Genomic DNA, 21522 nt, shown 5'->3' on the forward strand with positions numbered 1-21522 from the left:
ATTCTACAGCGATCAAAACCACTGTCAACCACCTCTTTAAACCGCCTTCGATCAGAGCCGATCGAAGCGCCAACAAGACCAATCCAGCACCTTGTCAGCCCGGCGCATTCTACTCGAATTCGCCGCCAACGCAACCCTTAATTTCGTATAACTTCTTGTTTATAAAGGAGTTTTCAGATCAGGCCGCGCCGGAACAGGTGCGCATTATAGGGAGACAAATCTAACCGTCAACTACTTTCTGCAAAGCTTTGTCATCTTCTCGCGAGCGACTGACAACGCGGTCGCAACGCTTGGCAGGCGCAAGAGCATCAAAGCTCCGGCGCATGCCGCGTAGACCAGCCACTCGCCTATATCGGCGCGCACCACCCATAGCACGTGCAGCAACGCCAGGCCGAGAATCGGATATACCAACCGATGCAACTGCCGCCAACGCACACCCAGCCGACGTTGGCTGTAGCGATTAGAAGTCAGCGCGAGAGGCAGCAGGCCAAGTAGCGCCAGCGCACCAACGATGATGTAGGGGTGCTCACTGATATCCGCCATCAGACGATCAAAGCGCAGGCCAAGAATGAACAGTAGATAGCTACAGAGGTGCAGCACTATATAGAAGAAGCACCACAGCCCTAGCTGACGTCGCACCGCCAACCAGGCACCCCAAGCCGTCAAGCGGCGCAACGGGGTCATGCTCAGTGTCAGCAACAGCAGGATTAGCCCACCCTGCCCCAGGCTATCCACCAGCACCTTGCCGGGATCGGGGCCGGTCAGTCGCTGCAGTCCTTCGTACAGCCAATACAAGGGAAGCGACAAGGCCACGAGGAATACCAACCCACGCCAGATCGGATAGCGCATCAGTAATGCTTCCGCAGGTCGAGCCCTGTATAGAGGCTGGCAACTTCGTCATAGCCGTTGAACAACTTGGTATCGATGACATTGGGACTGAACAGACTATTGGGTAGACGGCGCTCGGTTGCCTGACTCCAGCGGGGATGGTCGACGCCCGGGTTCACATTGGCGTAGAAGCCATATTCATCGGGCGCCAGGCTCTCCCAGGTGGTTTTCGGCTGCTCGGCAACCAGGCTGATGCGCACGATGGACTTGATGCTCTTGAAGCCGTATTTCCACGGCACCACCAGACGCAGCGGCGCGCCATTCTGATTGGGCAGCACACGCCCGTAGAGCCCCACCGCCATGATCGCCAAGGGATGCATGGCTTCCTCCATGCGCAGTCCTTCCACATAGGGCCAGTCGATCAGCGCAAATTCGGAGCGCACACCCGCCATCTGCTCTGGCGCCACCTTGGTTTCGAAACGGACGAACCTGGCATTGCCGGTCGGCTCGGCACGTTTGAGCAGTTCAGACAGGGGGAAACCAAGCCAAGGGATGACCATCGACCAGGCTTCGACGCAGCGCAGGCGATAGATTCGCTCCTCCAGCCGATGCGGCTGGACCAGTTGCTCAAGCGATATCGGACCAGGCTTGGCCACCTCGCCATCGATCATCACCGACCAGGGTTCCACCTCGAGTTTGCCGGCATGGCGCGCCGGATCGCCCTTGTTGGTGCCGAACTCGTAGAAGTTGTTGTATTGCGTGACATCCGGATAAGGCGTCAGCGCCTCTTCACCCGCGGTTACCGCCTGCCAGCGCACATCAGGCAGCTTCTCGGCAAACCAGCCGGGCATGGGACCGGGATCGACATCCGTATATCGCGCTACGTCCGCATGCGCTCGTAGCGCCCCCAGAGCCATGGCACCGCCAGCTGCGGCCATGAAATGACGTCGAGAGAGATAAACCGCTTCGGGGGTGATATCGCATTCACGCTCTGCGGATGCGGGAGGGGTCTTGATCAGCATGGCGGGCTCCACAGCCTGGACATCGAATGCGCCAATAGACTGCGGAGCCGCGAGGAAATTACATCACTCGGCAGCTTTGCGCCGACGCAGTTGCAACAAATATTGCACAGGGCCGGACGCCGCGTAGGCGAGGAAGATCAGCAGCAGGATACGGGGCGGGTCGCTGAATACCACGGCGAACACCAGCACCACGATCAGGATGGCCACGAAAGGCACACGCCCCTTGAGATCCAGATCCTTGAAGCTGTGGTACTTGATGTTACTGACCATCAGCGTACCGGCGGCCGCCACCAGCAGGGCAACCACGAAGGCCATGTTCGAGCCCTTGATGCCGAAGTCGCTGAAAGCCCACACGGTACCGGCCACCAACGCCGCAGCAGCCGGACTGGCCAGGCCGATGAAGTAGCGCTTGTCGGCCTTCCCCACCATGGTGTTGAAGCGCGCCAGACGCAGCGCAGCACCGGCCACATAGATGAAGGCGACCATCCAACCGACCTTGCCCAGACTACCGAGAGCCCACTCGAAAGCCACCAGCGCCGGCGCGACGCCGAAGGCGACCATGTCGGACAGCGAGTCGTACTCGGCGCCGAAGGCGCTTTGGGTGTTGGTCAGGCGAGCGACGCGACCATCAAGGCCATCTAGCACCATGGCAACAAAGATGGCGATGGCGGCGTGGTCGAACTGGCCGTTCATGCCGTTGACGATGGCATAGAAGCCAGAAAACAGCGCCGCCGTGGTGAACAGGTTGGGCAACAGATAGATGCCACGGTGGCGGACCTTGCGGCCCTCGGCATCCTGGCCTTCTTCCACGTGTTCATCGATGGGCAACAGGCTCTCCGGTTCGGGGGCCTTGCCGGAGTCCTCAGGACGTTCGTTCATGAACAACACCTTGCAGCAATTGGATGAGACTTCGACCGATGCTACCGAAGCAGGTTCGCCGGTAGCATGGTTAAACGAGAGGGCTTTATACCAGAAGCCCGCTGCGCGCATAAAAAAACGCGGCCTAAGCCGCGTTCTTTTCGAGCGTCGGAAGACCTTAGTTCTTGGTCTTGTCGACGATCTTGTTGGCGGAGATCCACGGCATCATTGCACGCAGTTTCTCACCGACCACTTCGATGCCGTGAGCGGCGTTGTTGCGGCGGTAGGCAGTCATAGATGGGTAGTTGGCCGCGCCTTCGGTGATGAACATCTTGGCGTATTCGCCGTCCTGAATGCGCTTCAGAGCGTTGCGCATAGCCTGACGGGATTCGGCGTTGATGACTTCCGGGCCAGTCACGTACTCGCCATACTCGGCGTTGTTGGAGATCGAGTAGTTCATGTTGGCGATACCGCCTTCGAACATCAGGTCGACGATCAGCTTTAGCTCGTGCAGGCACTCGAAGTAGGCCATTTCCGGCGCGTAGCCAGCTTCAACCAGAGTATCGAAACCGGCTTTGACCAGCTCAACACAACCGCCGCACAGAACAGCCTGCTCGCCGAACAGGTCGGTTTCGGTCTCGTCCTTGAAGGTGGTTTCGATGATGCCGGTACGGCCACCACCGACGCCACAGGCGTAGGACAGGGCGACGTTCTTGGCGTTGCCGGAGGCGTCTTGGTAGATAGCGATCAGATCAGGGATACCACCGCCTTTGACGAACTCGGAGCGCACAGTGTGGCCCGGGGCTTTCGGCGCGATCATGATCACGTCGAGGTCGGCACGCGGTACGACCTGGTTGTAGTGGATGGAGAAGCCGTGGGAGAAGGCCAGGGTGGCGCCTTTCTTGATGTTCGGTTCGATCTCGTCCTTGTACAGACGGCCTTGGAACTCGTCCGGGGTCAGGATCATGACCAGGTCAGCGTTGGCGACGGCGGTGGCCACGTCGGTCACTTTCAGGCCATGGGCCTCGGCCTTGGCAACGGTAGCGGAGCCCTTGCGCAGACCGATGGTGACGTCAACACCGGAATCCTTCAGGTTGCACGCCTGAGCATGGCCCTGAGAGCCGTAGCCGATAACGGCGACTTTCTTGCCCTGGATGATGGAGAGGTCGCAGTCTTTGTCGTAGAAAACTTTCATGTTCTGGGCTCTTCTGGATCGAATGGAGGGGGTGCTCAGCACCGCTACGGAGGCACCTTAAGCGATCCTCACCATTGCGTAAAATGATATATTTGCAATACAACGTGCCGATATATGAAACAGATATGGACAGCCACGCTCTCAGGCTTTTTCTTTCTTTGGCAGACAACCTGCACTTCGGCAAAACCAGCCGAGAACAGCATGTCAGCCCTTCCGCTCTCAGCCGCAGCATCAAGCAACTCGAAGATGAACTTGGCGCCCCGCTATTCCTGCGCGACAACCGCTCGGTCCGCCTGACCCGCGAAGGGCAGCAGTTTCGCGGATATGCCCAGGAGGTCATGAATGGCTGGCAGGCTATCCGCCAGACATTCAAGCAGGACCAGTTGATCCTGCACGGCGAGCTCTCCCTGTATTGCTCTGTCACGGCCAGCTACAGCTTTCTGTATGACATCCTCAGCAGCTTCCGGCAGAACTACCCGCGCATCGAAATGAAGCTGCACACCGGCGACCCGGCCAAGGCCGTAGAGCGTGTGCAGCAGGAACTGGAAGACCTGGCCATCGGCGCCCGCCCGGACAGCCTGCCGACCGACATCGAGTTTCAGCCCATCGCCCGTTCCGAGCTGCGCTTCATCGGCCCACAGTCATCGCAACTACTCAGCGACGAGCAGCTGAAGCATCCCAACGCGGAAAGCTGGCGGGACGTACCGATGATCCTGTCGGAAGAGGGACTGGCGCGCACGCGCACCGACCGCTGGCTGAAGAGCCACAACATCAAGCCGCGCATCTATGCCCAGGTCAGCGGCAACGAGGCCATCGTCAGCATGGTGAGCCTGGGGTTCGGCATCGGTGTGGTACCGCAGATCGTCCTGGATAACAGTCCGCTGACTGCGCGCATCCGTATCTACGATATCCAGCCGCCACTGACTGCCTACGACATCGGCCTTTTCGCGCTGCAGAAGCGCCTCAAGGACCCGCTGATCGCCGCCTTCTGGAACCGCCAGAAATAAAAAGCCCCGCACTAGGCGGGGCTTTTTCACAACATGACGATCAGATACTCAGGACCTTGTCGCCACGCGCAATACCGGTGACACCACTACGGACAGTTTCCAGGATCGACGCGGTGCCGATGGCCTGAATGAAACTGTCCAGCTTGTCGCTGGTACCGGCCAGCTGGATGGTATAGACGCTGCTGGTGACGTCGACGATCTGCCCGCGGAAGATGTCGGTGGTGCGCTTGACCTCGGCGCGCTGGGCGCCAGTGGCCTTCACTTTCACCAACATCAGCTCGCGCTCGATGTGAGCGCTTTCCGACAGGTTCACCAGCTTGACCACTTCGATCAGCTTGTTGAGGTTCTTGGTGATCTGCTCAACGACGTCATCATGGCCAACGGTGGTCAGCGTCAGACGCGACAGGGTCGGATCCTCGGTCGGCGCCACGGTCAGGCTTTCGATGTTGTAGTTACGCTGGGAGAACAGGCCGACCACGCGGGACAGAGCACCGGGTTCGTTTTCCAGCAACAGGGAGATGATATGGCGCATGTTCAGGTCCGCTCCGTCTTGCTCAGCCACATGTCACGCATGGCACCGCCGCGAATCTGCATCGGGTACACGTGCTCGCTGGTATCCACGGCGATGTCGAGGAACACCAAACGGTTCTTCATGGCGAAGGCTTCTTCCATCTTCGGCTTGAGGTCTTTCAGATCAGTGATGCGCATGCCCACGTGACCATAGGCCTCGGCCAGCTTGACGAAGTCAGGCAGCGATTCCATATAGGAGTGCGAATAACGGCTGCTGTACTGCATGTCCTGCCATTGGCGAACCATGCCCAGGGCACCGTTGTTCAGGTTGATGATCTTCACCGGCAGGTCGTACTGCAGACAGGTCGACAGCTCCTGGATGTTCATCTGGATGCTGCCTTCACCGGTCACGCAGGCTACATCGGCCTCCGGGAAGTTCAGTTTGACGCCCATCGCCGCGGGGAAACCGAAGCCCATGGTGCCCAGACCACCGGAGTTGATCCAGCGATTGGGCTTGTTGAAACGGTAATACTGCGCCGCGAACATCTGGTGCTGCCCCACGTCGGACGTGATGTAGGCGTCGCCACGGGTCACTTCACTCAGGGTCTCGATCACCGCTTGCGGCTTGATGATGCTGCCGTCACCCTCGCTATAGGGGAACAGGCGGCCGCTACCGCGCCATTCATCGATCTGCTTCCACCAGTTGGCGACAGTTTCCTTGTTCGGAGTCTCGCCGATTTCCTTGAGGATGGCGACCATCTCGGTCAGCACGCTGTCGACCGGCCCCACTATCGGTATGTCGGCCTTGACGGTCTTGGAGATCGAGGCAGGGTCGATGTCGATGTGGATGATCTTGGCGTTCGGACAAAATTTGGCGGCGGTCTCACCGTTGATCACGCGGTCATCGAAACGCGCACCAACGGCCAGGATCACATCGGCGTGGTGCATGGTCAGGTTAGCGGTGTAGCTGCCGTGCATGCCAAGCATGCCGACAAACTGGCGGTCTGTGCCCGGGAAAGCACCGAGCCCCATCAGAGTGTTGGTCACCGGTACATTGAGCATGCGGGCCAGCTCGGTCAGAGGCTCGGAAGCGCCCCCCATGACCACACCACCACCGGAATACATAACCGGGCGCTTGGCAGCCAACAGCATCTCGACAGCCTTGCGAATCTGCCCGGAATGACCACGGGCAGCAGGACTGTATGAGCGCAGCTTGACCTTCTTCGGGTAGCTGTACTCGAACTTCTGCGACGGATCGCCCATGTCCTTGGGAATATCCACGACCACTGGACCGGGACGGCCGGACTGGGCGAGGTAGAAAGCCTTCTTGATCACTTCGGGGATTTCCGAAGGATGCTTGATGATGAAGCTGTGCTTCACGATCGGACGCGAGATACCGACCATGTCGGTTTCCTGGAAGGCGTCGGTACCGACCACGGTGCTGGGCACCTGACCGGATATGATCACCATCGGGATCGAGTCCATGTAGGCGGTAGCAATGCCGGTAATGGCATTGGTCGCCCCCGGGCCGGAAGTCACCAGCACCACACCGGCCTTGCCGGTGGCGCGGGCATAACCGTCGGCCATGTGAGTGGCAGCCTGTTCGTGACGAACCAGAATATGGGTAACTTCCGGCTCCTTGAACAGGGCATCGTAGATGTGCAGGAGAGCACCGCCCGGGTACCCATAGATATACTTAACGCCTTCGTCACGCAGCGAGCGGACGACCATTTCAGCGCCGGATAAAAGCTCCACGTTGTTCACCTCTAGAACGCCAGATCACCACCCGACAACGAGTGGTCCTTTGAGTAGGTCTTACTGGTCAGCGGACAAGCGCGACGGTGGTCGCTGATAATGCAGGGGTCTGCCTGACAAGTAGCGGAACGGCCCAATCTTGCGGAGCCTTTCCTTCCCAGCGCGAGGTAACGCGTTGCGGGTGTAACGGGGGTCGGCACGGGTAGCGCCTTTTTCCACTGAGCTGAGGGACGCTTGCGGCGGACCTCACAACAGCAGGAAGGGCCGATTGTTCGGATTAGCGAACGCCAAGTCAAGCCATGCGTCGCAGTTTCTTCTACTACCGGCTTGTGACATGGCGCAGGATGAAGATTCGTGGGATTTGGTTATAGTAACGAGCAGGTTTTGCTACCGACAAAAAGGAAACGACATGCGTCGCATGATTCTCGCGTGCAGTGTGCTGCTCGCCCTGAGCGCCGGCGCCAACGCCGGACAGATATACAAATGGGAAGATGCTCAAGGGAATGTGCACTTTGGCTCTCAACCGCCAGAGGGGCAGGACAGCACGCAGGTGAACCCGAATATCTCCCAGCCGAAGGGCACTCAGTCTCCGCCCAAGGCCGTTGCCGATGAAGGAGCGGAGGACCCCGAGCAGAAAGCCATAGATGACAAGGTGAAGAAGGATGTCGCCAAGCAGGAGTCGGAACGCAAAAAGTACTGCGAGTCCGCGCGGAACAACCTGGCTCAGCTGAAAAACAATCCTCGCGTACTCGTCGAAGAGAACGGCCAAGTGAAACGTTTGACCGAAGAGGAACGTCAGAGCCGTATCGCAGAAAGCGAGAAAGCCATCGAAACCACCTGCAAGTAGATAAGCCTTCGAGGCAGGAGCTCTACCCTGCCTCGCCGATCAAACGATCAAACTCCCCCAGCGCAGCCAGCAGCCCCTTCGCCGTACCTGAAAATCGCTCCTCAGCCATTGCCCTGATGCCGGAACTGGTGGGCAGTGTTCCTCCCGATTGCAGCAATTGCCTCATGCGCGGCAGGAATATCCACTGCAGCCAGGCCTCTAAATCCATGGTATCGACACAGAAAGGCTGCTGACTGGCCATCGCCTCGGCCGGAGGCGGCTCGGTTGCCCACAATCCCATTAGCCGCAACTCTCGCTCAACCAACAGCAACTGATCGGCCAATGCCGAAATACGGCTATCCATCAGAGATTGACCCTGGCACGCTCGCGAGCTTGGGCTGCGCCTGCTGGATCGCCTTGACGCTCACGAGCCTGACCGATCAGCCCCCATAATCCAGCCTGCAGGGCGGGACGACCACCAGCAAAACTCAGGCCGCGACGAGCCAACTGCTCGGCCTGGGCGGCATCACCTTGAGCCAGACGCACCTCAGCCAGACGATAGAGCACTTGCGGCTCGCGCGGAGCGATGCGCTGTGCACGCTCGAGACTGGACGACGCACCGTCCAGATCACCACTTCCCTGCTGCTGCTGAGCGCTGGTGAGCAGCGCCAGCACCGGCCCATCGAGCTGTTCATCACCAGCCAGACCGCCCCCCGATGGAATACCGCTTGGCATGCTCGGAGCACTCGGAGTCGGGTAACTTCCTGCAGTGGAGGAGATCGGCCCAGTATTGAGGGGAGCCTGATTGTAAGTGGAAGGGGTCGCACTGCTGCCATCCGGGTAGGTTTCCAATGGTGCGGAGGTCACACCACCCGGCACCATCACCACCACACCAGAGTCCTCAGGAAGACTCTGGGACTGCGCCTGCGGTTGCGACTGAGCACTCACCCCGGCACGACCGGCAAAGGCGCCCTGCTCGTCCTCCATCAGGCGCCCCGACGAATCCTGCACCGGAATGGAACCCCTGGGCACACTGGCACAACCGGACATAACCGCCGAAACCAGCATCACCGAAAACCACCACTTAGCCATTCTTCATCTCACTCGAAGCGAATTCAGTTGAGCCATCCACGCACCCAGTCCATCACGTTCTCCGCTGGGGCCTCCAGCAGGCCACATGGCTGTCCGGGTGGCGGTTCGCTGCCACGGATATAGGGTACTTCCACTGCATTCGGACAACCAGAAGCCGAGCCCTGGCCGCTCGATGCATCTACCCAAGCCGTCGCGACGTTGTCTGGCATGGGCATATCCAGCGGCAACGGATCGGCCTTTTTCATGAAGCTGGTCCAGACCTGTAGTGCTCCCGTCGCACCGGTAAGAGGAGTCTTACCATTGTCATCACGCCCCATCCACACGACGGCGAGTAGGTCCTGGCTGAAGCCGGCGAACCAGCTATCACGCGAATCGTTACTGGTACCGGTCTTGCCTGCCAGGTTGAGCGAAGCAGGCAACTGGCTGTAAACCGAGCGCCCGGTGCCTTCGCGCATCACTCGCTGCATCGCGTTCTGTACCAGATAGATGGCCCCCGGATCGAAGCGCTGCTGGATCTGGAACGGATAGCGCTTGAGAGGCTCGCCCTCAGCAGCCAGTACGCTGCGGATACCTCGCAACGGCGTATTGAAACCACCATTGGCCAACGTCTGATACATGGTGGCCACCTCCATCGGGCTCAGCGCACCAGCACCCAGCAGCATCGATGGATAGGCAGGCCAATCCTTCTCAACGCCCAGCCGTTCGAGGGTTTTGAGCACATTCGGCACGCCCAGTTCCAGACCGAGCTTGGCGGTGGACAGGTTGTAGGAGTTGGCCAGCCCCTGATACAGATAGATGGTGCCATGGGCCTTGCGATCATAGTTCTGTGGGCGCCAGACCTGGCCATCCTGCCCTTTCACCGAGAAGGGTGTATCTTCCAGCCAAGTGGTCAACGTGTACTGGCTGGGTCGCTCCAGGGCAGTGAGATAGATGGCCGGCTTGATCAGCGATCCGATTGGCCGATTGGCATCGAGTACCCGATTGAAGCCGGCAAAACGCGGCTGCCGACTGCCGATCAGCGCCTGCACCTCGCCTGTTTCCGGGTTGGTCACCACCATCGCGGCCTCGACCTCAGCGACACCCTGGCGCCCGGAGAGACGCTTGAGCGTCTCGCTCAGCGCAGACTCAGCCTTGAGCTGGATGATCGGATCGAAGCTGGTGAAGATACGCAGACCTTCTTCCGTCAGATCCTCTTCGCGGTAGTCCTCACGCAGTTGGCGCTTGACCAGATCGAGGAAGCCGGGGAACGAGCTATCGGCCAGGCTGCCGCGCTTGGTCACGCCAAGCGGCTTCTGCTTCGCCGCCTCGGCTACCTCGACAGTCACCACACCTTGCTCGGCTAGCAGGTCGAGCACCAGGTTGCGGCGCTTGAGCGCCAGTTCCGGATTACGCCGCGGGTTATATACGGTCGGCCCCTTGACCATGCCGACCAGCAACGCAACCTGTTCAAGCTTCAGTTCTCCCAGCGGCTGACTGAAGAAGTACTGACTGGCCAGGCCGAAGCCATGCACGGCACGCTGGCCATCCTGACCGAGGAACACCTCGTTAAGGTAGGCCTCAAGAATTTCCTTCTTGTCGTAATGCAGCTCCAGCAACACAGCCATCATGGCTTCAGTGAGCTTACGGGTCAGGCTGCGCTCGTTGGTGAGATAGAAGTTCTTCACCAACTGCTGGGTCAGGGTACTGCCACCCTGGCGCAGCTGACCGGCACTGGCATTGATCCACACCGCACGGGCTATGCCCTTGGGCGAAACGCCGAAGTGATTGAAGAATTCGCGATCCTCGACCGCCACTAGAGTCTCGACGAGATATGGCGGCACCTGATCCAGCTTGATCAGGATGCGATCTTCGTGGTGCGCCGGGTACAGGCCACCGATCAGGAGCGGCTCCATCCGGGCCACAGCCAGCTTGGCGCCACTGCCCTGATTGAGCCCCGCTACGTAATCGCCAGAGAACTTCACCCGCACCCGCTGGGCCGGTTCGTTCCCTTCGTAGAACTGGAAGCCACGGGTGTGCAGATCGACCAGATTGCCGTTCACTGCCGCGGCACCCGGGCCATTGGCGGCGCCTTCTCGGCGATAGCCAAGGGCGTCCAGCTCAGTGAGAAAGTCCTCCCTGCTCAGCTTCTGACCGACGAACAGCTCCAGAGGCCGAGCATAGACCTTGGCCGGCACCGTCCAGCGCTTGCCAGAGAATTTTTCCTGCACCACGGCATCGAGATACACAGCGAAGCCGGCCAGCAGCACCAAGCCGACCAGAGACAGTTTGAACAGCCAGCCCAGCCAAGAACGGCTGCCGGCGCGGCGCTTGGCGCCTTTGCGAGGAGTACGGGAACGAGTCATGGCGCGGCATTATACGCACTTTGCCCAGCCCCAACAGGCGCTCCCCAGCGGTTTGCAGAGCGCCTCACAGCGGCCATAATGCCGCTTCTTATCGACTCCAGATGCAAGGAAAGACCGTGAGCCAAGCCCTGATTGCCGCCCTGCAGAACCCTGCCCTCTACCCGCACCCAGTGGACGGCTTCCAGGTAATCGAGACACACATTTCATGGGTCCTGCTCACCGGTCCATTCGCTTACAAGGTCAAGAAGCCAGTCAACTTCGGCTTCCTCGACTTCACCGATCTGGACAAGCGCCAGCACTTCTGCGGTGAAGAGCTGCGCCTCAACCAGCGTCTGACCGATGGTCTGTATCTGGATGTTCTGTCGATCACCGGCAGCGAAAGCACTCCGCAGCTGGGCGGCGAAGGCCCGACCATCGAATATGCACTGAAGATGCGCCAGTTCCCGCAGAGTCAGCTGCTCAGCGCGGTGCAATCACGGGGCGAGCTGACCCCGGCGCACATAGATGCCCTCGCACAGCAGATCGCCGATTTCCACGCCCGCACCCCGGCAGTCGCCGTCGACCACTCACTGTGCCTGCCGAAAGCCATCGTCGCGCCGATGCGCCAGAACTTCGAGCAGATCCGCCCGCTGCTGTCCGACGCGGCCGACCTGCGCCAACTTGAAGCTCTGGAAGGCTGGGTAGAAGCCAGCATCGCGCGCCTTGAGCCGCTACTGGCGCGCCGCGCAGAAGCAGGTGCGATCCGCGAATGCCACGGTGACATCCACCTGGGCAACGCCACTCTGCTCGACGGCGAAGTCGTGCTGTTCGACTGCATCGAATTCAACGAAGAATTCCGCCTGATCGACATCGCCCTGGACGCCGCCTTCCTCGCCATGGACTTGGAAGACCGCGGGCTCAAGGCGCTGTCGCGACGTTTTGTCAGCGCCTGGTTGGAGCGCACGGGCGACTATGAAGCTCTGGAGCTACTCAACTTGTACAAGGCGCATCGAGCCCTCGTAAGAGCCAAGGTCGCGCTGTTCAGCCTCGCGCACCAGAGCGATGCCGTACAGAAGGCCGCAACCCTGCGTCAGTACCGCAATTATGCCAACCTGGCGGAAGGCTACAGCGCCATTCCCACCCCCTTCCTGGCCATTACCAGCGGCGTCTCCGCAGTCGGCAAGAGCCAAGTCGCCATGCGCCTAGTCGAGGCCCTAGGGGCCATCCGCCTGCGCTCTGATGTGGAACGCAAGCGCCTGTTCGGCGAACAAACAGAAGCCGCCAAGGGCAGCCTGAACGGTGGTATCTACAGTGCCGAAGCCAGCAACTCCACCTACGAACGCCTGCACCAGCTGGCAGAAAGCGCACTGCATGCCGGCTTCCCGGTAGTACTCGATGCTGCTTACCTCAAGCGCGACCAACGCTCCGCCGCCTGGCAGGTCGCCGAGCACAATGGGGCCCCCTTCTTGATCCTCGACTGCCAGGCCCCCGAAGAGGTGATCGCCGCCTGGCTGCAACAGCGTCAAGCCGAAGGCATCGACCCATCCGATGCCACGCTGGAAGTGATCCAGGCCCAACAGGCCAACCGCGACGAACTGGACGCCAACGAACAGAATCACAGCCGCCGCATCGAAACCCACAAGGCTGCGAGCCTGGACGGCCTGATCGACAGCATTCGCCAACGCTTGCCGGGGCTGTAGGATGCCGCGCCCAGGGCCTGTCTATACTGCCGGCAGGCCCTGAACGGAGGCACCCCATGAGCCAACCCCGCCAACTCGATAGCCCGCTCTATCGCCTGCTGCGTGACGAGAAGGTCAGCGAGTTCAACAAGCAGAAGCCCAAGGACGGTAGCATCGACCTACAAGGCGCCGACCTTCGCGGAGTCGATCTGCGCCAGCTGGACGCCAGCCGTATCGATTTCACCGATGCTTACTTCCGCGGCGCCGACCTGCGGGGGCTAGATCTGCGCGAGGCCTGCCTGCAGGGGGCAAGCATCGCCCATGCCCAGATTTCCGGAGCCTACTTTCCGGACCGACTGAGTGCCGACGAGATCCTGCTGTCGATGCAGTTCGGCACCCGCATGCGGTATCGAACCATCTGACCCGGAGCGCCCATCAGCAATCTGGATACCGCGTTCGATAATCGTGCCGACGCCGGTCCTCTCGATGCCGAGCGCCTTTCGAGTGCATCGTTTGGTAGGCTCGCAGCGACACCTAGACTCCAGCGCGCGATCAGCAAACCAGCCCGTGATCTTTATATCTTGTGGTACTGATGCAGAGGCGACACCAGGCCCAGGCGGCGGGAAACAGAAGCGTTTTGCACGATGGCCGCTACACTTTCCCGCAGGCTTCCCGACTCAGACTCATTCGTGACTGCGCAGAAAGGCATGGAGGCGCCATGAACGATGAACTGCAACACCTGAAGAACCTGGGCAAGACCTCTGCACAGTGGCTGCACGCAGTAGGCATCCATAGCGCAAATGACCTGCGGCGCCTAGGTTCGGTAGATGCCTATCGCGCAGTACGCGCACGTGGTTTTCGCGCATCCAAGGTGCTGCTATATGCTATAGAAGGCGCGCTGCTCGACGTTCACTGGAACGATCTTCCTCCCGGCCTCAAGGACAGCCTGAACGGGCAACTGGACGAACACAGGCCGAGCAACAAGAGCTAGCTCACAACCTCCGAGCGGCGAGATTTACCTGAGCAACGCTGCCACCTATTGTTGCCAACACTGGCGTGTCTTATCGTCAGCCCAGACAGTTCAAGGAATTACCGTCATGTACCTACTTGGGGAGCAACCGGCGTACGCCGATCAGTTGATCCAACGCCTGCAGAGCATTCCTGCGCAGTTGCTGGATGGACTACAGCCCAGCGGTGCCCCCCTGCGCCTGGAACAGGTCGACGACCTGGCCAAGATACTGCCCGGCAATCAGCTCTACATCATCGAGCATGGCCTGCTGCATGCCCTGGTCGACAACCGCCCTTTGTTCTATCTGCAGGAAGGTGATCTGGTCGGTCTGCGCCAGGGCATAGATTTACCGAGCTGCCGCTACAACAGCGAGGAGCAATTGACGCTGGTCCCCTACGCTCGCAGCGAAGTGTTCAAGCACATATACGGGAGCGAGCAGCGCCAAGAGCTGTTCATCCAGTATCTGATCGGCCACACGGCCCTGCTCTCCGACGCCCTGGCACGCTTGAAGCAGCCGGAGATCCGCCCCGCCACCGGGTTCCAGCATTTCGCGGCCGGCGAGGAGCTGATTCACCAGGGGGACGATGCCGATCACGTATTCGTGATCATCGAGGGGCATGCCGAGGCGCACGTGGATGGGCAGAAGGTCGGCGATGTGCAGAAAGACGAGATTTTCGGCGCAATGGCCGTTTTCACCCGTGAAAAGCGCAGTGCCACGGTGATTGCCAGCGAGCCCTGCACCGTCATGGTGATTCCCAAGGATCAATTCCTCAGCCTGATGCAGAGCAACCCACGCATCGCGCACAGCCTGATAGAGAGCATGGCCAGGCGCATTGACCTGCTCAACAAGGAAGTCACGCAACTGCGCAATCACCCCCAGCCTGTCTGAATAGCTGATGCGACAGACAATGCCCCGGCCCAGGCCGGGGCATTGTTTTTCCGGCCTTTGCCAACCAGTCGAAAATAATTCTCATCCAGGTGTTGACTGGAAAATGAGAATTGTTATTATTACCTCAGCTGGTCGCGAGATCAGCCGATAAGCTCAAGAGACCACGTAGTCGGACTCTTCAGATTATCTCCTCATCAGGCTAATCACGGTTATTGACCCGGCACTTTGCCGGGTCTTTTTTTGCCGGTGATTTTTCAAGCCTGCCAACATGCTCATCCATTTCCTGCCGGAGCATGAGCACGAGCATGAGTGAGGCCACGGCTCCGATCCCATGCATCAGAGGTGGTCCACCGCTGCATCCGAGCGTATTGAGCTGCAAGCAGATCACCCAACTGCGTAACGCTATCGATGACTGTCTTGAGAAATTGAGCTCACCGGAGTGGCCTTCAACACCGAATGCCATGTGCTTGGCCAGAGGTTGACGCTGCCATTTGAGGTTCTAGATCATCGCTCGATGGAGCAACCAAGCACGCTTCTGGACGCCCCCAGCTGGCAGCCACCATGCAGGCTTGCAGGGCACAGCGGTATCTGAGCGGCATCGGCAAAGCCCCCTGGCCCAAGCTAGCCGCTGCCTGAAACAGGCAAGAAGCAATGGCGAGACCGGAAATCGCAACCAGCACTGTGTCGAGCGGGAGACGTGCCCGGTCTGCGGAACGAGCCACGGTACACAGGAAGCCACAACCGCACCAGTGATCAGCCGCTACCTGCAGCAGGTACTAAGGACGGCGCATGGTGGTGAGAAGTTTTCAACCCTAGTAGAAGGCATTCAACCCGGCTGTCGTGCCGCCCGCCCCCAAGCCTGCGCCCGCAACCGAGCAGCCACCAGGAGGCCCAGCAAGACTGAACGGCTACCAGCCCACACCCAGGCCGATCATGTAACGGCGCTCGTTGGTATCGCCGTGCTCGCTGGCCACTTTATCCCACTCGGTCTTCAGGCTCAGCGCAGCCCAGCTGTTCAGCTTGTAGCGCAAGCCCGCTTCGGCGTCGATGACGTACTCGATCGAGTCATCGAACGGCGCGCCCAGTTCGCCCTGGGTATACAGCTCCATGTTCTTGCCATACAGGTAGCGCTTGTAGTCCCACTCCATGGATGCGGAGTTGAAGTGCTCGCTGCTACCGTCGGCGAAAACATAGTCGTTGCGATTGAACAGACCTGCCAGGGAAAACGCCCCCAGCTCACTGTCCCAGAACTGGTAACCGGGGCCAGTACCAACGGTACGCTGGGTCTCCAGTTCCTCGACGCGATCATGGCTGTACTTCAGCTGGCCCTGCCAGAAGAACTTCTGGGTGAAGAAGCGATCGAGATCGTACTCCAGTTCGACCCGATCGGTTTTGCGCTCGTCGTCCTTGGTCTCATGGTCGTATTCCGCCGAGATGCCATGACGCCAGGCACCATGGCGAGCCTTGGTATCGAGATCGATGTCGTAGTCCTTGATATCGTTCTCGGCCTTCTTGTAGTCGGCGGAGAAGTCCAGGGTGCCGGTCCAGGTCAGGTCCTGCACCAGCGGCTTGGGAGGCATCATCTGGCTGATCGAAGCCAATTCCACGACCCTGGGCGCCTCGCCATTGATCAATTCCACTTGCCCCTGCCCCGCAGGCTTGAGCGACTTGGCATGCTCACCGTCGAAGTCTTCCTGCTTCACCAACAGCTCACGATCACTCTCCAGGGTGGCGATCTTCGCCATTTCTAGGGTGATGCTCCCGGCGTACTCGGTCTTCAGCAGCAACTTGCCGCTATCGACCAATTGGATGGTGCCAGTGAGCTTGTCACCATTCTTCAGCCAGACAGTGTCGGCCATCAGCGGTGTGGAGGCGCTGGCAAGTGCCAGGCAAACGAGGGAGCGGAGCGATTTCATGGGCATCGACAACAGGCTGGATCATGGAAAGGCGCGCATTATCCGGATGCACGCCGACTGAGCAAGCACAGACCGGCGAATATGCCTCGAAGTTCAGCCGACGCGCTTACCAGCCCACCCCCAGACCAATGAGGTAATGCCGATCGGATACAGTCGTGCCCAGCCCACGCAGCTGGTTCAGCTCGTACAACAAGGAGAGCCGTGCCCAGTCGTTGAGGCGATAGCGCAGCCCCGCCTCGCCATCGAACACGTAGTCGATCGCGTCGATTTGCGGCACCTGCACCTCCGCGTTCGTGTAGAACTCCAGGCGAGTACCCCACAGGAGCCGCTTGTAGTCCCACTCCAGAGACCAGCTGTTGAAGCGTGCGTCTCCCAGCGCACTGTATAGCTCGATACGATTGAACTGGGTGATCAGATCCAGCCGCCCCAACTCGTTGTCCCAGAAGCGATACCCCGGCCCGGTGCCATAGATGCGTGAGCGATCGATCTGTTCGAATTCGTCCTCATCATGCTCGTAGCCGACGCGCCAGAACCAATGGTCGGTGACGAAGCGGTCAAGGTCATACTCCAGCTCCCAGTTGTCCTCCGTCTTCTCGCCATTTTCTTTCTCGTGCTCCAACTCGCCGCGCAGTACGTGACGCCAGCGGCCGTGCTCGACGCGGGTGTTACCCTTGATCTTCCATTCGTCGGTACGGTCCTGGTTGCGCTCCATGTCCAGTTTGGCGTCCAGGTTGCCCTCCCAGACCCGATCCTTGAGCAACGGTCGCGGCGGGACCAGGCGAGAGATACTCGACAGCGCAATCACTTTCTCGCTGCCATCGACCATCTTCACCATACCCCGCCCGGCGGCCTGCAGACGCTCGCTATGCTCGCTGTCCATACCCTCGCGGCGCAGCATCAGGGGCTTGTCGGAGCTGAGGGTATCGATATCCTTCCAGTCGATCAGTACCCTGCCGGCATACTTGGTCTTCAAGGCCAGCTTACCCCCGTCGAGCACCAGTATTTCGCCGGTCAGGCGATCGCCACTGTTCAGCCAAACGGTATCGGCGGCGACGGGTACCGCCAGGCTCAGCAGCAGACAGGACAGCAGGACGCGCAACATGGCCAGATCACCGAAGAAGGTACGAAGCGACACGCCAGAACATGCCCCAGCCCTGGAGCCCACGGCAAGTGCCGAAGGGCGCCGCGAAGCACTCTATCTGGTCATGGCACAGATTCCAGAGGGCAAGGTGGTCAGCTACGGCGAGCTCGCTGCCCTCGCGGGCCTCGGCCGAGCTGCTCGCTGGGTCGGTCGCACACTCAGCCAGTTACCCCACGACACCCGCCTCCCGTGGCATCGGGTACTCGGCGCAGGCGGCCGCCTGAGCCTGGCGGCCGGGACCCCGTCGGGCGAGGAACAACGCGCCCGACTTCGCACCGAAGGCCTGACCATTCGCAATGATCGCGTCGATATGAGCCGCCACGGCTGGCGCCCGATGGAGGCCAAGAGTTAGAGTGCGCCCTTTGCCCGTGCTAGCAACAGAACATTTCACACATGCCCCGTAGAACCTGGCGGGCCGCCCTCGCCACCTATGCCCATCCGGCCGCCTTGGCTCTGCTTCTGCTGGGCTTCGCCGCCGGCCTGCCTTACATGCTGGTGTTCTCCACCCTTTCGGTGTGGCTGCGTGAAGCGGGAGTGGCGCACCAGACCATCGGCTATGCCAGCCTGATCGGCCTGGCCTACGCATTCAAATGGGTGTGGGCACCGATGCTTGACCAATGGCGTCTGCCATTGCTCGGCCGCCTCGGTCGCCGGCGTTCCTGGCTCATCCTGTCTCAGGGCCTGGTCGCCTTCGGGCTGATCGGTATGGCACTGTGCGATCCGCAGCAGCACCTTTCCTGGCTGATAGCCGTGGCCGTGGTTGTGGCCTTCGCCTCTGCTACTCAGGACATCGCGGTGGATGCCTATCGCCTGGAAATCGTCGACGACACCCGCCAAGCTGCCCTGGCCGCCAGCTACATGGCCGGCTACCGCGTCGCCGCGTTGCTGGCCACTGCAGGTGCCCTGTACTTCGCCGGCTGGTTCGGCAACCCCGGCACCGGCTACCAGCATGGAGCCTGGGCCAGCACCTACCTGTTGTTCGCCATGCTGATGTTGCCGGGTGTCATCACCACCCTGTGGATGCGTGAACCGCCAGTACCTCTGCAGACCCAGATGGCCGCTGCACGATACGGCCTGTATCGCCAACTCGCCTCGGTTTTGGTGCTGATCGTGCTGCTGGTGTCGGTACCAGCGATGTTCACCCAGTTCTTCCGCAGCGACGTGTTCCTGATGCTCGGTGGCGAGATAGGGCTGATGGAACTCGTGCTCGAGGACCGTGCCTTCATGCGCTTCGGCATCTATGCCGTGCTCAGCGCTGTCTGCCTGTCGCGCATGGGCCGCCGTGGTCTGGCGCCGGTACTCACACCGGTCAACGACTTCATCCTGCGCTACCGCTGGCAAGCCCTGCTCCTGCTGGGCCTGATCGCCACCTATCGCATGTCAGATACGGTGATGGGGGTGATGGCCAACGTCTTCTACATCGACATGGGCTTCGCCAAGAGCCAGATCGCCAGCGTCAGCAAGCTGTTTGGACTGATCATGACGCTGCTCGGCGCGGCCCTCGGCGGCCTGCTGATCGTTCGCTTCGGCATCCTGCCGATTCTTCTGCTGGGCGGCGCGGCCTCGGCGGGCACCAATCTACTGTTCGCCACACTGTCCGGATTCGGCGGCGTCGTCGACCCTGCCGGCTATGGCCAGCAAACGGTGAGCCATCTGCTGTGGGCATTGGACCCACACATGCTGATGCTGGTAGTAACCATCACGCTCGACAATCTCAGCTCAGGCCTGGCCACTGCTGCCTTCGTCGCCTACCTGTCGAGCCTGACCAACCTTAAATTCTCAGCCACCCAATATGCGCTGCTCAGCTCGATCATGCTGCTGCTGCCGCGTCTGGTCGGCGGATACTCGGGTGTCATGGTGGAAAAGGCCGGCTATGCCCAGTTCTTCGTCGCCACCGCTCTGCTGGGCGTGCCGACCCTGATCCTTATCGTCCTGCAGTGGAGCCGCGAGGGACGCCAACCGGCACAACCCGAGCAAAACGCTCCAACGCAGCGCGGTGAGGTCTGATCAGCTCGGCGCGGGCGCCTTGAGGCCCCGCGCCAGCATTCCGGGTACGGCGATATCGACGCCCACCTCCCGCAGCCGATCACGAACCTGTTCGTTGAATCTGAAGGTCACCGGCCAGTAGTCGGAGTTGGCCGTCCACACTCTGAGCGACAGGGTGATGAAAGTCTCGCCCAGCCCCGCCACCACCACCGCTGGCGCTGGTTCCTTGAGTACCCGGGAGTCCTCCGCCATCTCGCGCAGCACCTGCTGGGCCTTCTGCAAGTCGCTGTCGTAATCGACCTTGACGTCGAACACTACCTGCCGAGTGGTCTGCCGGGAGGTGTTGGTGATGGTGCCGTTGGACAATGCACCGTTGGGCACGATCACTGTCTTGTTGTCGCCGGTACGCAGCACGGTATGGAAGATCTGAATGCTGTCGACCGTACCGCTCACTCCCTGCGCCTCGATCCAGTCGCCAATACGGAACGGACGGAACAACAGGATCAGCACACCGCCAGCGAAGTTCGCCAGGCTTCCCTGCAACGCCAGGCCGATGGCCAGGCCGGCGGCACCGATTGCAGCGATGAACGAAGTAGTCTCTATGCCCACCATCGAGGCCACACTGATCACCAGCAGCACCTTGAGGATGATGTTCGCCAGGTTCTCGATGAAACCTTGCAAGGCTCGGTCGGAGTGACGCGCGGCGATCAGACCACCGACGCGTGAGGTCAACCGATTGATCAGCCACCAGCCGATCAGCAACGTGACGAATGCCAGCAGCAGCTTGCTGCCATACGCGATGACCACCGGCAGCCAGGCCTCAGAGGCCTTCACCAGTTGGTCCATGTTGATTTCTGTCAGGTCCATGCCCGCACTCCTCTATCGCCAGAAACAACGACGCCATGGCAGGCCATGGCGTCATGGTGCTTCTTGTGCGACGAGAAAAAGCCCGGGGGGTTCCTTCTTCTGCCGACACAGCAGCGGCTCAGTCGCGGAAATTGTTGTACTGCAGCGGCATGCCGAACTCCTTGCCACGCAGGGCGGCGATCGCCTCCTGCAGGTCATCGCGCTTCTTCCCGGTGACGCGCACCTGCTCGCCCTGGATGGCGGCCTGGACCTTGAGTTTGCTGTCCTTGATATGGGCGACGATCTTCTTCGCCAGCTCCTTGTCGATGCCCTCGCGGAAAGTCACCTCCTGCTTCATCACCTTGCCGGACGCATAGGCATCCTTGGTTTCCAAGCACTGGCAGTCGATCTTGCGCTTGATCAGGCTGGCGCGAACGATATCGAGCATCTGCTCGAGCATGAACTCGGCTTCGGCGGTCAGCGTTACGGTCTTTTCCTTGCTCTCGATGCTGCATTTGCCGCGCAGATCGAAGCGCCGATCGAGCTCCTTGATGGCATTATCGATCGCGTTGGTAAGTTCGTGCTTGTCCAGTTCCGACACCACATCGAACGAAGGCATGGGCTTGCTCCTGATGGACGGCG

General features: G+C 60.3%; 21 protein-coding genes and 1 pseudogene. 9 read left to right on the forward strand and 13 right to left on the reverse strand.

Annotation, left to right across the window (positions count from 1 at the left end; translation table 11 throughout):
* A pseudogene (locus IB234_RS24005) lies at positions 1–224 on the forward strand (hypothetical protein); the annotation flags it as partial.
* 7 nt (positions 225–231) lie between these two features.
* On the opposite strand, the gene msrQ reads toward IB234_RS24005, so the two are convergent.
* From msrQ to ilvC, 4 genes are all read right to left on the reverse strand, one after another.
* Complete coding sequence (gene msrQ, locus IB234_RS19425) at positions 232–849, reverse strand: protein-methionine-sulfoxide reductase heme-binding subunit MsrQ (protein WP_192321042.1); 618 nt, start codon at positions 847–849, stop codon at positions 232–234.
* The gene (gene msrP / locus IB234_RS19430; protein WP_192321045.1) at positions 849–1850 is read right to left on the reverse strand and encodes a protein-methionine-sulfoxide reductase catalytic subunit MsrP; all 1002 of its coding nucleotides are present in this window, start codon (positions 1848–1850) and stop codon (positions 849–851) included. The genes msrQ and msrP overlap by 1 nt, the downstream gene beginning before the upstream one ends.
* Before the next feature lie 63 nt (positions 1851–1913).
* The gene (gene pssA, locus IB234_RS19435) at positions 1914–2729 is read right to left on the reverse strand and encodes a CDP-diacylglycerol--serine O-phosphatidyltransferase (RefSeq protein WP_137974867.1); all 816 of its coding nucleotides are present in this window, start codon (positions 2727–2729) and stop codon (positions 1914–1916) included.
* A 157-nt stretch (positions 2730–2886) separates the two neighbouring features.
* Entirely contained in the window at positions 2887–3903 is a 1017-nt protein-coding gene (ilvC, locus tag IB234_RS19440; protein ID WP_043309071.1) for a ketol-acid reductoisomerase, read from the reverse strand.
* Positions 3904–4028: 125 nt separating this feature from the next.
* Between ilvC and ilvY the strand changes: the two genes are divergently transcribed.
* Positions 4029–4910 (forward strand): HTH-type transcriptional activator IlvY, encoded by an 882-nt coding sequence (gene ilvY, locus IB234_RS19445; RefSeq protein WP_192321047.1) that lies wholly within the window; start codon positions 4029–4031, stop codon positions 4908–4910.
* Between the two features lie 40 nt (positions 4911–4950).
* Here ilvY and ilvN read toward each other — a convergent pair whose 3' ends face one another.
* Together ilvN and IB234_RS19455 are read right to left on the reverse strand one after the other, a co-directional pair.
* Entirely contained in the window at positions 4951–5442 is a 492-nt protein-coding gene (gene ilvN / locus IB234_RS19450) for an acetolactate synthase small subunit (RefSeq protein ID WP_192321049.1), read from the reverse strand.
* 2 nt (positions 5443–5444) lie between these two features.
* Positions 5445–7175 carry an acetolactate synthase 3 large subunit gene (locus tag IB234_RS19455; protein WP_192321051.1) on the reverse strand — a complete coding sequence of 577 codons (1731 nt, stop codon included), beginning with the start codon at positions 7173–7175 and terminating at the stop codon, positions 5445–5447.
* A 409-nt stretch (positions 7176–7584) separates the two neighbouring features.
* On the opposite strand from IB234_RS19455, the gene IB234_RS19460 reads away from it, so the two are divergent.
* On the forward strand, positions 7585–8022 hold the full coding sequence (locus IB234_RS19460; RefSeq protein ID WP_192321053.1) for a DUF4124 domain-containing protein: 438 nt from the start codon (positions 7585–7587) through the stop codon (positions 8020–8022).
* A 22-nt stretch (positions 8023–8044) separates the two neighbouring features.
* On the opposite strand, the gene IB234_RS19465 is transcribed toward IB234_RS19460, so the two are convergent.
* Genes IB234_RS19465 through mrcB form a run of 3 tightly spaced genes read right to left on the reverse strand, consistent with a single transcriptional unit; the run spans position 8045 to position 11435 of the window.
* Positions 8045–8365, reverse strand: a complete 321-nt coding sequence (locus IB234_RS19465) for a YqcC family protein (RefSeq protein ID WP_192321055.1) — start codon at positions 8363–8365, stop codon at positions 8045–8047.
* Positions 8365–9093, reverse strand: coding sequence for a tetratricopeptide repeat protein (locus IB234_RS19470; RefSeq protein ID WP_192321057.1), 729 nt, complete (start codon positions 9091–9093; stop codon positions 8365–8367). The genes IB234_RS19465 and IB234_RS19470 overlap by 1 nt, the downstream gene beginning before the upstream one ends.
* 23 nt (positions 9094–9116) lie before the next feature.
* A complete protein-coding gene (gene mrcB / locus IB234_RS19475) occupies positions 9117–11435 on the reverse strand; it encodes a penicillin-binding protein 1B (RefSeq protein ID WP_192321059.1) in 2319 nt (772 codons plus the stop codon).
* A gap of 116 nt (positions 11436–11551) precedes the next feature.
* Between mrcB and IB234_RS19480 the strand changes: the two genes are divergently transcribed.
* From IB234_RS19480 to IB234_RS19495, 4 genes are all read left to right on the forward strand, one after another.
* Positions 11552–13114 (forward strand): bifunctional aminoglycoside phosphotransferase/ATP-binding protein, encoded by a 1563-nt coding sequence (locus tag IB234_RS19480; RefSeq protein ID WP_192321062.1) that lies wholly within the window; start codon positions 11552–11554, stop codon positions 13112–13114.
* A gap of 56 nt (positions 13115–13170) precedes the next feature.
* Complete coding sequence (locus tag IB234_RS19485) at positions 13171–13515, forward strand: pentapeptide repeat-containing protein (protein ID WP_192321064.1); 345 nt, start codon at positions 13171–13173, stop codon at positions 13513–13515.
* A gap of 296 nt (positions 13516–13811) precedes the next feature.
* Positions 13812–14084 (forward strand): TfoX/Sxy family protein, encoded by a 273-nt coding sequence (locus tag IB234_RS19490; protein ID WP_192321066.1) that lies wholly within the window; start codon positions 13812–13814, stop codon positions 14082–14084.
* A gap of 106 nt (positions 14085–14190) precedes the next feature.
* On the forward strand, positions 14191–14991 hold the full coding sequence (locus IB234_RS19495) for a cyclic nucleotide-binding domain-containing protein (protein ID WP_192321068.1): 801 nt from the start codon (positions 14191–14193) through the stop codon (positions 14989–14991).
* Between the two features lie 908 nt (positions 14992–15899).
* Here IB234_RS19495 and IB234_RS19500 read toward each other — a convergent pair.
* The gene (locus IB234_RS19500; RefSeq protein WP_192321071.1) at positions 15900–16907 is read right to left on the reverse strand and encodes a DUF481 domain-containing protein; all 1008 of its coding nucleotides are present in this window, start codon (positions 16905–16907) and stop codon (positions 15900–15902) included.
* Positions 16908–17013: 106 nt separating this feature from the next.
* A complete protein-coding gene (locus IB234_RS19505) occupies positions 17014–18009 on the reverse strand; it encodes a DUF481 domain-containing protein (RefSeq protein ID WP_192321073.1) in 996 nt (331 codons plus the stop codon).
* Between IB234_RS19505 and IB234_RS19510 the strand changes: the two genes are divergently transcribed.
* Both IB234_RS19510 and IB234_RS19515 read left to right on the forward strand, forming a co-directional pair.
* On the forward strand, positions 18008–18400 hold the full coding sequence (locus IB234_RS19510; protein WP_192321076.1) for an MGMT family protein: 393 nt from the start codon (positions 18008–18010) through the stop codon (positions 18398–18400). The two genes, IB234_RS19505 and IB234_RS19510, sit on opposite strands and share 2 nt — an antisense overlap.
* 41 nt (positions 18401–18441) lie before the next feature.
* On the forward strand, positions 18442–20055 hold the full coding sequence (locus IB234_RS19515; RefSeq protein WP_192321078.1) for an AmpG family muropeptide MFS transporter: 1614 nt from the start codon (positions 18442–18444) through the stop codon (positions 20053–20055).
* On the opposite strand, the gene IB234_RS19520 is transcribed toward IB234_RS19515, so the two are convergent.
* Both IB234_RS19520 and IB234_RS19525 read right to left on the reverse strand, forming a co-directional pair.
* Positions 20056–20901, reverse strand: a complete 846-nt coding sequence (locus IB234_RS19520) for a mechanosensitive ion channel family protein (RefSeq protein WP_192321080.1) — start codon at positions 20899–20901, stop codon at positions 20056–20058.
* Between the two features lie 118 nt (positions 20902–21019).
* Positions 21020–21499: a YajQ family cyclic di-GMP-binding protein gene (locus IB234_RS19525; protein ID WP_192321083.1), complete on the reverse strand. Its 480-nt coding sequence runs from the start codon at positions 21497–21499 to the stop codon at positions 21020–21022.
* Positions 21500–21522: the final 23 nt, after the last annotated feature.

It is taken from the genome of Pseudomonas sp. PDM16, assembly GCF_014851865.1.
Taxonomy (GTDB): Bacteria; Pseudomonadota; Gammaproteobacteria; order Pseudomonadales; family Pseudomonadaceae; genus Aquipseudomonas.